This window comes from Arhodomonas sp. AD133 (assembly GCF_051195215.1).
Lineage (GTDB): Bacteria > Pseudomonadota > Gammaproteobacteria > Nitrococcales > Nitrococcaceae > Arhodomonas.
This window is the reverse complement of record NZ_JBNAZM010000005.1, coordinates 70445-84688: the sequence shown is the minus strand read 5'-3', so window position 1 is coordinate 84688 and position 14244 is coordinate 70445. Positions and strand designations below refer to the sequence as shown.

Here is a 14244-nt window from a genome sequence, read left to right as displayed (position 1 = left end):
GCGTCAGCTCCCCGCCGGCACGAGCCCGCTGAAGCCCATGAACGCGAGCGACATGAGGCCCGCGGTGATCAGTGCGATGGCGCCCCCCTGGAACGGGGCCGGCACGTCCGCGTTGGCCAGCCGCTCACGCAAGCCGGCGAAAAGTACCAGCACCAGGGAGAACCCGGCTGCCGCCCCGAAGCCGTAGACCGCCGACTGCAGAAATCCGTGCGCCTGCTGGACGTTGAGCAGGGCGACGCCGAGCACCGCGCAGTTGGTGGTGATCAACGGCAGGAAAATGCCGAGCACCTGGTAGAGCACCGGGCTCGTGCGGTGCACCACCATCTCGGTGAACTGCACCACCGCCGCGATCACCAGAATGAACGCGATGATGCTGAGGTACTCCAGCCCCAGCGGCGCGAGCATGTAGGTGTTGACCAGATAGCTCGCCACCGACGAAAGGGTCAGCACGAACGTGGTCGCCAGCGCCATGCCCATGGCGCTCTCGAGCCTGCGAGAGACGCCCATGAACGGGCACAGGCCCAGAAACTTCACCAGCACGAAGTTGTTGACCAGCACGGTGCTGACCAGGATCAGGGCGAGTTCGGTCATACCTGCGATAGCAGAGTGCTCAAGTTGAAAGATCAACGTTCAAAGTGCCGCCCGTGTCACCGGCGGTGCGGCACGGCGCGCTTTCCACTTTGAACTTGCTGCTTTGAACGCTATTTCACCCGCATCCCCGGCTTCGCTCCGGAGTCCGGTTCCAGTATCCACAGATCCTCGCCACCCGGCCCGGCGGCGAGGACCATGCCCTCGGAGGTGCCGAAGCGCATCTTGCGCGGCTTGAGGTTGGCGACCATGACGGTGAGCTTGCCGCGCAGGTCCTCGGGGGCGTACGCGGATTTGATGCCGGCGAAAACATTGCGCTGCTCGCCACCGAGGTCGAGGGTGAGTTGCAGCAGCTTGTCGGCGCCTTCCACGTGCTCGGCGGCGACGATCTCGGCGATGCGCAGATCCACCCTGGCGAAGTCGGCGAACTCGATCTCCTCGGCGATGGGGTCGTCGGCGAGCGGTCCGCCCGGCGCCGAAGCCTGGCCGTTGCGCGGTGCCAGGGTGTGTTTCGACTCCTCGATCATCGCCTCGATCCTGTCGGGCTCGACACGGGTCATCAACGGCTTGAACTTGTTGATCGTGTGCCCGAGCAGCGGTTTGCGCGCGTCGCCCCACTGCTGCGGCGTAAGGCCGAGGAAGGCCTCGGCCTGTTTGCCCATGGCCGGGAGCACCGGCTTCAGGTAGATCATGAGGACCCGGAAGAGGTTCAGCCCCTGTGTGCAGATGGCCTGCAGGCGCTGCTCCTGGCCTTCTTCCTTGGCGATCACCCAGGGTTTCTGCTCGTCGATGTACTGGTTGGCCTCGTCGGCCAGCGCCATGATCTCACGTACGGCGCGGCTGAACTCGCGGCGCTCGTAGAGCTCGGCGATCTGCTCGCCGGCCTGGGTGAACTGGCGGAAGAGCTCGGGCGTGTCCAGCCGATCGGCGAGCTGGCCGTCGAAACGCTTGGTGATGAAGCCCGCGCAGCGGCTGGCGATGTTGACGAGCTTGCCCACCAGGTCCGAGTTCACCCGCTGGGTGAAGTCCTCCAGGTTGAGATCGAGATCGTGGACGCCGGCACTCAACTTCGCGGCAAAATAATAGCGCAGGTATTCCGGGTTGAGGTGGCGCAGATAGGTCTCCGCCATGATGAACGTCCCGCGGGACTTGGACATCTTCTGCCCGTCCACCGTGAGAAACCCGTGGGCATTGACGCGGGTGGGCGTGCGGAAGCCTGCGCCGTGGAGCATCGCCGGCCAGAACAGCGCGTGGAAATAGACGATGTCCTTGCCGATGAAGTGGTAGACCTCCGCATCGGAATCCTCGCGCCAGAAGCTGTCGAAGTCGACGCCCTCGCGATCGCAGAGGTTCTTGAAGCTGGCCATGTAGCCGATGGGGGCATCGAGCCACACATAGAAGTACTTGCCCGGGGCGTCGGGAATCTCGAAGCCGAAGTAGGGCTCGTCCCGGGAGATGTCCCAGGCGCGCAGGCCTTCCTCGAACCACTCCTGGAGCTTGTTGGCCATCTCCTCCTGCAGCCGCCCGGAGCCGGCCCAGTCGCGGAGCATGCCCTCGAAATCCTGCAGCCGGAAGAAGAAGTGCTCGGACTCGCGCTCCACCGGGCGCTCGCCGGAGATCACCGACACCGGGTCCTTGAGCTCGTCGGGGGAGTAGCTCGCGCCGCAGACCTCGCAGTTGTCGCCGTACTGATCCTCGGCCCCGCAACGCGGGCAGGTGCCCTTGATGTAGCGGTCCGGCAGGAACATCTCCATTTTCGGGTCGAACGCCTGGGTGATGGTCTGGCGCTCGATGTAGCCCGCGTCGCGCAACCGCTCGTAGATCAGAGACGAGAACGTGCGGTTCTCCTCGCTGTGGGTGGAGTAGTAATTGTCGAAGGCGACGTGGAAGCCGGCGAAGTCGCGCTGGTGCTCGTGGCCCATGCGCTCGATGAGTGCCTCCGGCGTAATGCCCTGCTCGCGCGCCTTGAGCATGATCGGCGTGCCGTGGGCGTCATCGGCGCAGACGTAGTAGCACTCGTTGCCCTGCAGCTTCTGAAAGCGCGCCCAGATGTCGGTCTGGATGTACTCCACCAGGTGGCCCAGGTGAATCGGGCCATTGGCGTAGGGCAGGGCGCTGGTGACCAGGATCTTTCGCGTCATATCGCCTGTTTGCCGGAAGCCGAGAGGAACGCACGATTATGCCAGAACCCTGGTCGAACTGGCGAAAGCAAGTGGCCGGGCTGCCGGTCAGTGAGCGCTGAGGAACTCGGCGATCGCCGCGATGGTGGCTTCCGGCGCTTCACGGTGGGGGACGTGGGCGCAATCCGGCAGCAAATGCGTCATTGTGGGGCCGCCGCACGCTGCCGCGATCCGGTGGACCTGGTCGGGGGTTCCGTACTCGTCGTCCTCGCCCTGTAGCACCAGAGTGGGAGCGCGTACACCCGCGAGATCCGCCTCGATGTTCCAGTCGCGGAACTCCGGAGACTGCCAGGTATCGACCCACGCGTGGAACACCGTGTCGGTTTTCCCGCCATGGCGCCGGGCGAGCCGCTGGCGGAGGTCGGTGTTCGCGAAGCGTCGGCGTGCCTCGGCGATGCCCGCCAGTGTATGTGCTTCGACGAATGCGTGGGCGGCCATGGTGATACAGGCGCTCACCCGATGGCGGGCGGCGTAGAGCAGGGCGATGCTGCCGCCGTCACTGTGGCCGACCAGTACGGCATCCTCGATGCCCGCGGCCTCGAGTACCGCCGGCATCCACTCGTGTGCCTCTTCATGGAGGTAGGCGGGCGTGCGCGAACGCTCCAGCGGGTCCGAGCCGCCGTATCCGAGGCGGTCCCAGGCGAAGGCGTCCAGATCGAGCGATGCAGCGAGGCGTGCGGGAAAATCCCGCCACATCTCGATGCAGCCGAGCCCTTCGTGGAGAAAGACCAGCACCGGACGGTCCCGCCGCCATGCGCCATCGCGGCGCCAGGCCGCGCAGCGGAGTCGCCGGTGGTTGACCTGGACGTGGAAGAGCTCGGGGCTGGTGCCGCGCATCACTGCTCGTCCCGGCGCCGGGCCTCGAGCTCCGATTCCTCGCGCTCGTGGGCCCGGGCCCGAGCCGGGCGTTCGAGCAGGCGGTCGGCGTAGGCGCTCAATTCGTCGCGATCCATGGGCGCTTTGGCAGCCCGGGCCCAGGCCAGGGTGTGGGCGGCAACGATGTCGGCGACGCTGAAACGGTCCTCGACCAGGTACTGCCGGTCGCCGAGCGCGGCGGCGAGCACGTCCGCCGCGATGGCGAACTCATAGCGCGCCGCATCCAGGACATCGCGCACCCGGTAACGCTCCGGCAGGATGAAGCGATGCTTGGCCATGGTCCACAGCGGCTGTTCCAGCTCCGTGATGAGGAAGAACAGCCAGCGGTGGAGCTGCGTGCGCGCGGCAGTGCGCGGCTCCGGTGCCAGGCCGGCTTCCGGGAAGCGGTCCGCCACCCACAGCACGAGGGCGCCGGATTCGGTGATGAGCTGGCCGTCGGCGACCACCGCGGGCACCTTGCCGCCCGGGTTCACGCCCAGGTACTGCCGCGAACGGCCCTCGCCGGCCATTAGGTCCACCGGCTCGTACTCGTACTCGGCGTTCGCTTCCTCCAGCGCCCAGACGACACGGCCGCTGCGGCTTTGCGGGTATCCGTAGACGCGAATCATACGGTTGCCTCCGGTGACGCGTACCGCGCCTTGTCGATGACCGCGAGGGTAACGGTAGCCTTGGCCACCAGGCGTTCATGACCTTCATCATCGCCGCTGAAGACCTCGGACTCCACCACCGTCAACGCCGATCCGGGCTTGAGCACCGCGGCACGGCAGCGCAGATAACGGCCGGCGGCGGCACGCAAGAGGTTGACCTTGAACTCTGCGGTGAGCACCAGACGGTCGTCACCGATGAGCGTGGCTGCGGCGGCGCCGGCGGTGTGGTCTGCCATGCTGGCCTGGACGCCGGCGTGGACGAATCCGTCCTGCTGCCGGTGGTGGTCATCGAGGAGGATGCGGCTCTCGCACAGGCCGGGCTCGACGTTCACCGGTTCCAGCCCCAGGTGGCGGACGAACGGTGCGCTGCCGAAGATACGCGCGATCTCCGCTTCATTGACGCGCTGTGTGTCCACTCCAGAGCTCGCTCCCAAGACCTATGCCAGGGGCGTTCAGCATAGCCGTGTGACGTTGCGGCAGGGCAAGAGGCTGAGTTCAAAGTTCAAAGTTCAAAGTTCAAAGTCCTAGGTTTCGGGTTTCGGGTTTCGGGTTTCGGGGACGGCGCTGTATGCCTTGTGCTTGTAGCACGGCATTGGCCACTTGCCGCTTGCTACTTCCCACTTGCCGCTGGTTGCTCCAACGCCGCGGCGACGCGTTCGACGGCTTGGGCCTGGGTGAGGCCGGTGCAGTCGACGATGATGTCGGCATGGTGCTCGTACAGCGGGGTTCGTTCGTCGTAGACGTCGCGCAGGGTCTGTCCCTCGGCCCGTGCGATGCCGCGGCTGCCCAGGTTGGTGACCCGCGCCTCGATCTCCGACCAGGGGACGTCGAGGTAGACGATTACGCCGTTGCGGCGCAGGGCTGCCATGGCTGCGTCGCTGTAAGCCGCGCTGCCGCCGGTGGCGATCACGTGGTCGTGGACGTCGAGCTCACAGAGCGCGCGCTCCTCGATGGCGCGCAGCGCCAGGTGGCCTTCGCCGTCGACGATGTCCTGCAGCGTGCGGCCCTCCACGCTCTGGATGACCACGTCGGTGTCCACGAACCCCTTGCCGAGCTGCTTGGCGAGCAGTACGCCCACCGTGCTCTTGCCGGCGCCGGGCATGCCGATGAGAACGACGTTGCTGCGCCCGCCCTTCATGCCGGGTCCTCCGAGGCGGGGAAGCGTGCGGCGAGGGCGTCGAGCGCTTCGCCGGTGACGCGGTAGACGGTCCAGTCATCCTGGGGCCGGGCGCCGAGACGTTCATAGAAGCCGATGGCGGGCTCGTTCCAGTCGAGCACGGACCATTCCAGCCGGCCGCACCCGCGATCACACGCTATGCGTGCCAGCGTGGTGAGCAGCGCCTCGCCGATGCCGCAGCCACGGTGTGTCGGGCGCACGTAGAGATCCTCCAGGTAGATGCCGGGGCGGGCGAGAAAGGTGCTGTAATTGTGAAAGAACAGGGCGAACCCGGCAGGGTCGTCGTCCTGTTCGGCCAGCACGACTTCCGCGTAGCGGCGCTCGCCGAACAGCGTCTCGGTGAGGCTGGATTCATCGGCGACCACTTCGTGGGCGAGGTGCTCGTAGTCGGCGAGCTCGCGGATGAATCCGAGGATGGTGGTGACGTCCTGCGGCTGCGCGAATCGCAGGGTAAGGCCGCGGGCATGACTCGTCAGGGTATGTTCCATGGTTTCTGGTTGCAGTCTTGCGGTGCGGGTTGTGCGTGCCGGGCCATATCGGGTCATGGCCGTGGGGTAACGTAACGGCGCCCCGCCACTGTGGCCAGTGGGCGGGGCGCCATTCGTCTGGAGAAGCTTATCCCGCTTTTCGGCGATGGACCAGCGGCCACCGTCGCGGCGGGGTTCAGAGCTGGTCGAATTCCTCCCAGAGAATGCGTTGGGTGGTGCCGTCGAACTGGAGCTCGGCGGTGTCGTCGTCGGCGCCGGTCAGCGTGCGTATCGTCGCGACACGCCCGTTGGGCCCGGTGATACGCAGCTCTCCCTGTACCCCGGTGATGTCGCCGTCGGCCGCAATCGTCCACACCATGGGGGTGATGACCTCGACATCCAGGATGCCCACGTCCGGCTGGATCGTCTCGACGGTGTATTCCCCGGTATAGAGCACCGCGTCTGCTCCGGTGTTGGTGGTGCTCACCTGCACCGTGTAGGCGGCGTCGATCAGGCGGCTTTCGGCGATCGAACCGTCGGACAGGCGCGTGCGGGAGTGCAGGGGCGTGTCTTCCACGTCGGTGATGTCACCGCGTGTGGTGTCCGCACCAGCGGGCACGCCTGCGGTGGCCGGCCATGGTAGCAGCGCGCCGCTGTCGCTGCCGATGTCGACGAACGCATCCAGCCGCAGCGCGCCGTCGACCCACGATTCCTCGCGCCCGTCGCTTACACGGGTTCTGGTGAGCGCGTCGTAGTCAGCGCGCACGTGTTGGGTGCGCTCGTCCGGTGTGGAGTCGATGTCGAAGGCTTCGAGGAAAGTCAACGTCATCGCGCCGTTCATGCGTTCATCCGGCGACGTGTTGAACACACAGTCATCGTAGGAGAGCGCGAACTCGGCGCCCTTCGCGATCGTGTTGCCGTCGAAATAGCCGTCACTGAACTGGAAGGTGAGGGTGCCCGATTGCGTGCAATCGATGCTCATGTCCGGCACCGCCGCCTCGCGGGTCAGCGTGTTCGTCTGCAGGCCGCTCGTGCCAGCGCCGCCCGCTTGTGTCGACTGGTTCGCGGCGCTGACGCTGCCGCGCGCAGACAGGCCCGTGCTGATGACCAGCCGCGCGACGTCATCCACCGTCGAAGACGTCAGCCCGGAGCCTCCGGAGTCGCCGCCATCGTCGCCCGAACCGCCGTCGCCGGTGTCGCCGCCGTCGTCGGGCTGACCGGGGGTATCAGTGTCGCCGTCGCTGTCCGAGTCGTCGTCGCCGCCGCCTCCGCAGCCGGCCAAGCCTACGCTTGCGGCCAGCAGCAGCGCGAGAAACCAGCGAGGGGTATTCATGCTCAACATTGTGTCTCCTCCGTGGAGTTGTTCGTCGTCTGCCGACGGGGTGTCGGTCGCCCGGGAGCCTAGGAGCAGGTGCCTTACAGCAGGCTTACTGCTCTCCTGCGCCGGGGGGGGGGGGTGGTTTCGCGGTTGCGGGCCCGGCCCGTAGAATTGATCGATCAGGCAAAGGCACGAGGTAACGGATCATGGCGGCACTGACACAGGCGGCGGTGGAGAATGCGCTCCGGGGTTGGACGGAGCCCCATCTGGGCGAGGACCTGGTGACCGCCGGTGCGGTGAGCGGGATCCGTGTGGACGGCGGCCGCGTAGAGGTGACCCTGGAGCTCGGGTTTCCGGTGGAGCGCTACCGCCGAGCCCTTGTCGAGGCGGTGCGCGAGCATCTGCGTGGTGTCGGTGCCGACGATGTGAGCGTGGAGGTGCGCTGGGCGGTGTCCGCTCATCAGGTCCAGGCGGCGCTCAAGCCCATGGAGGGCGTGAAGAACGTGATTGCCGTGGCTTCGGCGAAAGGCGGCGTGGGCAAGTCCACCAGTGCGGTGAACCTGGCGCTGGCGCTGGCCGCCGAAGGTGCGAAGGTGGGGCTGCTGGATGCGGACATCTACGGTCCCAGTCTGCCCCGGATGATGGGTATCGAGGGGCAGCGTCCGCAGAGTCCGGACAACAAGTCCATTCTGCCGCTGACTGCCCACGGTGTGGCGGTCATGTCCATCGGCGTGCTGGTCAAGCAGGAAGAGGCGATGGTCTGGCGCGGGCCGATGGTGACCCAGGCGCTCACCCAGTTGCTGAACGACACGCGCTGGGGGGAGCTGGACTATCTCGTCATCGATCTGCCGCCGGGCACGGGTGACATTCAGCTTACGCTGGCGCAGCGCGTGCCCGTGGCGGGGTCGGTGATCGTCACCACGCCCCAGGACATCGCCACGCTGGATGCCCGGCGGGGCATTCGCATGTTCCAGAAGGTGAAGGTTCCCGTGCTCGGCGTGCTCGAGAACATGGCGCTGCACGTGTGCTCCAACTGCGGGCATGAGGAGCATGTTTTCGGTGCCGGCGGCGGTCAGCAGCTCGCCGACGCCGAGGGCGTCGCGCTGCTCGGGTCCATGCCGCTGGATATCGGCATCCGCGAGCAGACGGACGCCGGCCAGCCCACGGTTGTCGCCGACCCCGATGGCCGGGTGGCCGGGCTCTACCGCGAGGCGGCACTGCGTGCGGCCGCACGGCTGTCGCGCCAGGCCGAAGCGGGGGCGAGCCGGTTCCCGAACATCCAGGTGGACGAGGACTAGACATCATGCCCGGCGTTCCGGATCGACGGCCTGTACGGGCGTGGGCGCAGACGGCAAAATAAGCGCCTATTTTTGCCTAATTTATTCAGTGTCAGTGGGAGCGCCCATGGCCATCAAGTCCGACAAATGGATCCGCCGGATGGCGGCCGAGCACGACATGATCTCGCCGTTCGAGCCGGGCCAGATCCGCACCGGCGAGGACGGCAATCGGATCATTTCCTACGGCACCTCGAGCTACGGTTACGACGTGCGCTGTGCGAACCAGTTCAAGGTGTTCACCAATATCAACTCGGCGATGGTGGATCCCAAGGCATTCGACGAGGCGAGTTTCGTCGACATGACCTCGGACGTGTGCATCATTCCGCCCAATTCCTTCGCGCTCGCCTGCACGGTGGAGTACTTCCGCATACCCCGCAATGTGCTCACGATCTGCCTGGGCAAGTCCACGTACGCGCGCTGCGGGATCATCGTGAACGTCACCCCGCTCGAGCCCGAGTGGGAGGGGCACGTGACCCTCGAGTTCTCCAACACCACCAACCTGCCGGCGAAGATCTACGCCTACGAGGGCGTCGCTCAGATGCTGTTCCTGGAGTCGGACGAGAGCTGCGAGTTCTCGTACAAGGATCGCCAGGGCAAGTACATGGGGCAGCGCGGGGTGACGTTGCCACGGCCGTGAGGTCGCGACGTGAGCGTCGCGAGTTTCAAGTCGAAAGCAACGCGTGCCGGACGTGGGTGACGGGCTGTAATCGAATGGACTCGCCCGCTCTGGGCATCGAGGCGTCGGAGTGCCATGGGTGGCGAGTGGTATAGTCGACCGGAAAGGGCCGTAGATACTCCGTTGCCGGTCAACTCGTAGGTCGGTTGCTCTTGGCAACCGACTTTCCCCGCACGGGTTCCGCCCTTCGCACCCGGCAGCCGAACCCGTCCCACAGAGTGACCGATGTCGGGCACCGCCTGCGGCGGTCCCCGACCTACGTGACTGCAGATGTCGGGCACCGCCTGCGGCGGTCCCCGACCTCCAACTTTCGGCCCCTCTCGCGTAGTCGCGTAGATGCTCCGTTGTCGGTCAAGTCGTAGGTCGGCGAGCGCGCAGCGCTGGCCGACGTGCGCCCGCGCATCACGGTACCGCGGTTGCCGGTGCGGGGCGCTTGCCGCTTTGAACTTTGCGCTTCGAGCTGCGTGCTTCTGGCGCCAGTAGTCGCAGCTCGGCGAGCCCGGAGCGCCGGCGTCAACCTGAAACTCGTCACTCGGGCGCCGTCACTCGGCTTTCGGCAAGCCCTCTACCTCGGTTAGCACCAGCTCGAACGTCCCGTCGTCCTGTTCCCATTGCTCCACCTTCACCGCCAGATAATCCAGTGCCGGTGCGCACCACAGGCGGGTGATGCGGTCGCCATCGCTGGCGCGTCGGACGACGCGCAGGGTTTCGAAGTTGCCCGCCGGCGTGGAGACCGTCTCGCGCTTCTCGACGGTGAGGTGATAGGCCTTGAGCTTGCCGCCGTCGGCGATGCGGTAAGTGAGGCGCTCGTTGCTCGTCGGTGTGCGCTCGGTGAGGTCGTGCATGAGCTGCAGCGGACTGACGACCCGGTCGAGTGCGTCGGGTGGCACGTCCATGCGCCAGGGGTGCTCGCCGACGTCGTTCATCACCGTGCCGCTGGACCAGTCGAATCGCAGCTCGGCCCGCCGGGCGTGCTCGTCCCCGCGGCGGTCATAGACGTAGCGCAGGGGCTGGAACCCCGAGGGCACGATGCGCCCCTCGCTCAATTCCCGGATCTCGGCGTCGGTGAACCATTCGGCGATGCCGGTGGGCCGCGTGTACAGCCGATAGCGATAGCGCTGCGGCTGCGGGCGGCTGAAGGTCAGGGTCGCCCGCCCCAGGGTCAACATACCCTTGTTCAGCTCGTATTCGGCCCGGAACGGCGGCGGCGGGTCGAATTCCGCGGCGATGGCCGCGGTGGTGAGCAGGCCGAGAAGGCACAGTAGGAGTCGGGCCATGAATGTTTCACATCTAGAGCGCGTCGATGTCGGTGTCCGCGTCGATGACAGGAGGGCGCCCGTCCGGCACGCGCTGAAAGCGTACCTCGCCGTTGTCGAGGCACGCCCGCCCTTCGGCGATCCAGCGAACGGCCAGCGGGTAGGCGCGATGTTCCTGAACCTGGACCTTCTGGTGGAGACTCTCGGGGGTGTCGTTCGGTTCCACCGGCACCCGCGCCTGAACGATGACGGGGCCGGCATCCAGCTCCGGAATCACGAAATGCACGCTGCAGCCGTGTTCGCCGCACCCGTCGGCGAGCACCCGCTCGTGGGTGCGCAGGCCGCGGTAGGCGGGCAGAAGCGACGGGTGAATGTTGATCAGACGGCCGCTGTACCGCGCGACGAACGCCGGCGTGAGGATGCGCATGAAGCCGGCGAGCACGACGAGCCCGGGCTGGAATTCGTCGACGAGCGCTGCGAGGTCGGCGTCATAGTGCGCGCGGTCCGCGTAGCCACGGTGAGAGAGCACGTGAGTCGGAATACCGGCGGCCCGGGCCCGTTCGAGCCCGTAAGCGTCGGCGCGGTTGCTCACTACGGCGCGGATGTCGATGGGCAGGCGACCTGCTTGCTGGCCGTCGATGAGCGTCTGGAGGTTGCTGCCACTGCCGGATATGAGCACCACGACCCGAAGGGGTTCGCTCATGTCCGCGCCTCCAGGCGGACCGCCGGACCGTCGCCATGCGCTACGATATCACCGGCGACCCAGGCCTGCTCGCCGCTCGCCTGCAGGCGCTCGACCGCCGTGCGGGCGTGTTCGGCGGGCACCACGTACACCATGCCGATGCCGCAGTTGAACGTCCGGTACATCTCGGCCGTGTCCACCCGGCCATGACGCTGCAGCCACTCGAAGACGGCCGGCCACTGCCAGGAACCGGTGTCGATGGCGGCAGCGAGTCCTTCGGGGAGCACGCGCGGCAGGTTCTCCGGGAGTCCGCCGCCGGTGACGTGGCAGATCGCGTGAACGGGCACCGTCTCCAGCAGCGTCCGGGTTGCCTCCACGTAAATGCGCGTGGGTGCCATCAGCGCGTCGCCGAGGGTGGTATCGCCGAAGGTGGTGTCCAGAGGCTCGCCGCTGGTTTCGACGATTCGACGGACCAGGGAGTAACCATTGGCGTGCACACCGCTGGAGGCGGCGGCGATGATCGCGTCGCCGGCGCACACCTTGGCGCCGTCGATGATGTCATCGCGCTCGACCACGCCCACGCAGAAGCCGGCCAGATCGTAGTGATCGGGGGCGTACATGCCCGGCATCTCCGCGGTCTCGCCGCCGACCAGCCCGGCGCCGGCCTGGCGGCAGCCTTTGGCGATGCCGCGGATGACCTGCTCGGCGACGTCCACGTCCAGATGGCCGGTGGCGTAGTAGTCGAGGAAGTACAGTGGTTCGGCGCCGGTGACGATGATGTCGTTGGCGCACATGGCGACGAGGTCAATGCCGATGCCCTCGTGGCGTCCGGTCTCGATGGCGAGCTTGAGCTTGGTGCCGACACCGTCGGTGCCGGAGACCAGGACCGGGCGACGGTACCGGTCCACCGGCAGCTCGAACAGAGCGCCGAAACCGCCGAGATCGCCGAGCATGCCGGGACGTCGGGTGGCGGCCACGTCGGCGCGAATGCGGTTGACGAGCTCGGCGCCGGCATCGATGTCGACCCCGGCGTCGCGGTAGGTGAGTCCGTCGCTGTGCCTGTCCTCTGCCACGGCAGCCTCCCGGAAAAAACGCACGATAATACCAGCAGGGCGAGGGCAATGGTGGCTGCGCGCACCGGTCGCGGCGTCGTGACCTGGTTGCGGCCGTGGGGATTGCCGGTCGTCGCCCGAGAGCGGCCATGATAACTTACCGGGCGTTGCGCCGCGGGCGGAACGAGCTATGGAGTGCACATGAGGCGAACGGGTGCGGGGTGCCGATGGTTGCGGCAGGGCCTATGCGGTCTGCTGCTGGCCCTGGGAATGGGCGCATCGGTGGCCGCGACGGTAAACGATCAGGTGACCGTGGTCCTGGCGGGCGGCGACGCCGAGGCGCAGGAGCGGGCCAAAGCGCAGGCGCTCGGGCAGATGCTCCAACGCCTCGCCGGCCGGCCGCTGCCGACGGTAAGCCGGGCGTTGGCACCGCGCGTGGACCGCTATGTCACGGCCACGGCGATTCGTCAGGACGAGGGTCGCGAGTTGCTCGCGGTGAGTTTCGACGCTGATGCGCTGCGGGCGCGCCTGGTGGAACGGGGCGAGTCCGTATGGCTCAGCGAGCGTCCGCCGGTGCTGATCTGGGCTGCCGTCTCCGAGACGGGGGCACGCCGGCTCGTGGGGGGAGACGGCGTGCTCGCGCCGGCCCTGCGGGAGGCCGCAGCGGCTTATGGTGTGGCGACTCTGCTGCCCGTGCTCGACCTCACCGACCGTGAGGCGGTGCGATACGCGGACATCGCTGGTGGCTTCTCGGACGTGGTTGCCGAGGCGACTCGACGCTACGGTACGCCCCTGGCTCTCATGCTCAGCCTTACCCGGCAGGGCGAGGGCTGGGAGGCGCGCTGGACCCTCGTCGACGACGGCAGGGCAGCGGCGAGTGGCGATGCCCGTGCGGCAGCGAGCGACGCGCTGTTGGAGCGCGTCTGGGGTGAGGTGGTGGCGCGCCTGCGCCAGGAATACACGGCGGTGCCCGACGCCGCAGCGGTAGGCATTCAGGTGACTGTCAGCGGTCTCGACGATCTTGCAGCGCTCGCCGCCGCAGAGCGGCGCCTCGCCGGTAGCGTCGGCGTCACCGGCGTGCGCCTCGAGGCGCTCGAGGCCGGGCGGGGGCGTTTCCGGGTGGATGCCGAAGTCGGCCCGGCGCGGCTGCAGACCGTGCTCGATCGTGCCCCGCAGTGGCAGCGCGATTCGGTCGCCGGGGCGGGGCTGCACTACCGCTGGCTGGGCGGTGGGGGCAGCCGATGACCGGGCAGGGCGGACAGCGCGGGTGGCGCCAGCTCGCCCTCGACTTCCGCTGGGACGAGTCCGCGGAGCTCGGCGCTTTCGTGCCGGGGCCGAACGCCGAGGCCGTGGCAGCGGTGCGGCGCGCCGCGGTCCGTCCTGGCCAACCGGTCTATCTGTATGGCGAGCCCGGCACCGGCAAGACGCACCTGCTGCAGTCCGCCTGCAGCATTGCTACAGCGGCGGGGCGCACGGCCGTCTACCTGCCGCTGGAAGACATGCTCGAGTGGAGCGCGGGTCTGCTGGATGGCCTCGAGAATGTGGGCGTCGTCGCGCTGGACGACCTGCATCTGTTGCGCAACCGCCCAGCGTGGCAGGAGGCGCTGTTCTTTCTCTTCAATCGCCTGCGCGATGCCGGTGGCCAGCTCATGGTCGCCGCCGACCAGCGGCCGGACCGTATCGGGTTGACCCTGCCCGACCTGGTCTCGCGCCTGCAGTGGGGGCTGGTGTTCCGGCTGCGCGAGCTCTCCGACGAGGATCGGCTCGAGGCGCTGCGCCGCCGCGCGGCGAGCCGCGGCATCGAGCTGCCGGAGGAAACCGCCCGCTACCTGCTGGCGCATTATCCGCGCCGCACACGCTATCTCTTCGGCTTGCTCGAGGAGCTCGACGTCGCCTCCCTGCAGGCCCACCGGCGGCTGACCATTCCGTTTCTCAAGCGCGTCCTCGGGCCCTCCGACGCGCGCGAATGACCGGCGCGCTCCGCCGGC

General features: G+C 67.5%; 15 protein-coding genes. 4 read left to right on the top strand and 11 right to left on the bottom strand.

From position 1 onward, the window contains the following. Positions 1-3: 3 nt before the first annotated feature. From rsxA to ACPEES_RS04825, 8 genes are all read right to left on the bottom strand, one after another. Positions 4-591, bottom strand: coding sequence for an electron transport complex subunit RsxA (gene rsxA, locus ACPEES_RS04860; protein ID WP_435101615.1), 588 nt, complete (start codon positions 589-591; stop codon positions 4-6). A gap of 110 nt (positions 592-701) precedes the next feature. Further along, the gene (gene metG / locus ACPEES_RS04855; protein ID WP_435101613.1) at positions 702-2729 is read right to left on the bottom strand and encodes a methionine--tRNA ligase; all 2028 of its coding nucleotides are present in this window, start codon (positions 2727-2729) and stop codon (positions 702-704) included. A gap of 87 nt (positions 2730-2816) precedes the next feature. Then, positions 2817-3605, bottom strand: coding sequence for an alpha/beta fold hydrolase (locus ACPEES_RS04850; RefSeq protein WP_435101611.1), 789 nt, complete (start codon positions 3603-3605; stop codon positions 2817-2819). Beyond that, complete coding sequence (locus tag ACPEES_RS04845) at positions 3605-4252, bottom strand: glutathione S-transferase family protein (protein WP_435101609.1); 648 nt, start codon at positions 4250-4252, stop codon at positions 3605-3607. The genes ACPEES_RS04850 and ACPEES_RS04845 overlap by 1 nt, the downstream gene beginning before the upstream one ends. Next, positions 4249-4707 (bottom strand): PaaI family thioesterase, encoded by a 459-nt coding sequence (locus ACPEES_RS04840; protein ID WP_435101607.1) that lies wholly within the window; start codon positions 4705-4707, stop codon positions 4249-4251. Before ACPEES_RS04840 ends, ACPEES_RS04845 begins: the two co-directional genes overlap by 4 nt. A gap of 194 nt (positions 4708-4901) precedes the next feature. After that, the gene (locus ACPEES_RS04835; RefSeq protein WP_435101605.1) at positions 4902-5429 is read right to left on the bottom strand and encodes a shikimate kinase; all 528 of its coding nucleotides are present in this window, start codon (positions 5427-5429) and stop codon (positions 4902-4904) included. Continuing rightward, positions 5426-5956 carry a GNAT family N-acetyltransferase gene (locus tag ACPEES_RS04830; protein ID WP_435101603.1) on the bottom strand — a complete coding sequence of 177 codons (531 nt, stop codon included), beginning with the start codon at positions 5954-5956 and terminating at the stop codon, positions 5426-5428. The genes ACPEES_RS04835 and ACPEES_RS04830 overlap by 4 nt, the downstream gene beginning before the upstream one ends. 175 nt (positions 5957-6131) lie before the next feature. After that, positions 6132-7277 (bottom strand): hypothetical protein, encoded by a 1146-nt coding sequence (locus ACPEES_RS04825; RefSeq protein ID WP_435101601.1) that lies wholly within the window; start codon positions 7275-7277, stop codon positions 6132-6134. Between the two features lie 182 nt (positions 7278-7459). Here ACPEES_RS04825 and apbC point away from each other — a divergent pair, with 182 nt between their 5' ends. Continuing rightward, complete coding sequence (apbC, locus tag ACPEES_RS04820; RefSeq protein ID WP_435101599.1) at positions 7460-8551, top strand: iron-sulfur cluster carrier protein ApbC; 1092 nt, start codon at positions 7460-7462, stop codon at positions 8549-8551. Positions 8552-8657: 106 nt separating this feature from the next. Further along, the gene (gene dcd / locus ACPEES_RS04815) at positions 8658-9227 is read left to right on the top strand and encodes a dCTP deaminase (protein WP_435101597.1); all 570 of its coding nucleotides are present in this window, start codon (positions 8658-8660) and stop codon (positions 9225-9227) included. 581 nt (positions 9228-9808) lie between these two features. On the opposite strand, the gene ACPEES_RS04810 is transcribed toward dcd, so the two are convergent. Genes ACPEES_RS04810 through purM form a run of 3 tightly spaced genes read right to left on the bottom strand, consistent with a single transcriptional unit; the run spans position 9809 to position 12277 of the window. Then, entirely contained in the window at positions 9809-10543 is a 735-nt protein-coding gene (locus ACPEES_RS04810) for a DUF3108 domain-containing protein (RefSeq protein WP_435101595.1), read from the bottom strand. A gap of 13 nt (positions 10544-10556) precedes the next feature. After that, the gene (gene purN, locus ACPEES_RS04805) at positions 10557-11225 is read right to left on the bottom strand and encodes a phosphoribosylglycinamide formyltransferase (protein ID WP_435101593.1); all 669 of its coding nucleotides are present in this window, start codon (positions 11223-11225) and stop codon (positions 10557-10559) included. Beyond that, complete coding sequence (gene purM / locus ACPEES_RS04800) at positions 11222-12277, bottom strand: phosphoribosylformylglycinamidine cyclo-ligase (protein ID WP_435101591.1); 1056 nt, start codon at positions 12275-12277, stop codon at positions 11222-11224. The genes purN and purM overlap by 4 nt, the downstream gene beginning before the upstream one ends. Before the next feature lie 180 nt (positions 12278-12457). Here purM and ACPEES_RS04795 point away from each other — a divergent pair, with 180 nt between their 5' ends. Together ACPEES_RS04795 and hda are read left to right on the top strand one after the other, a co-directional pair. Beyond that, entirely contained in the window at positions 12458-13501 is a 1044-nt protein-coding gene (locus ACPEES_RS04795; RefSeq protein ID WP_435101589.1) for a DUF2066 domain-containing protein, read from the top strand. Further along, positions 13498-14226 (top strand): DnaA regulatory inactivator Hda, encoded by a 729-nt coding sequence (hda, locus tag ACPEES_RS04790; RefSeq protein WP_435101587.1) that lies wholly within the window; start codon positions 13498-13500, stop codon positions 14224-14226. The genes ACPEES_RS04795 and hda overlap by 4 nt, the downstream gene beginning before the upstream one ends. The last annotated feature ends 18 nt before the right edge of the window (positions 14227-14244 follow it).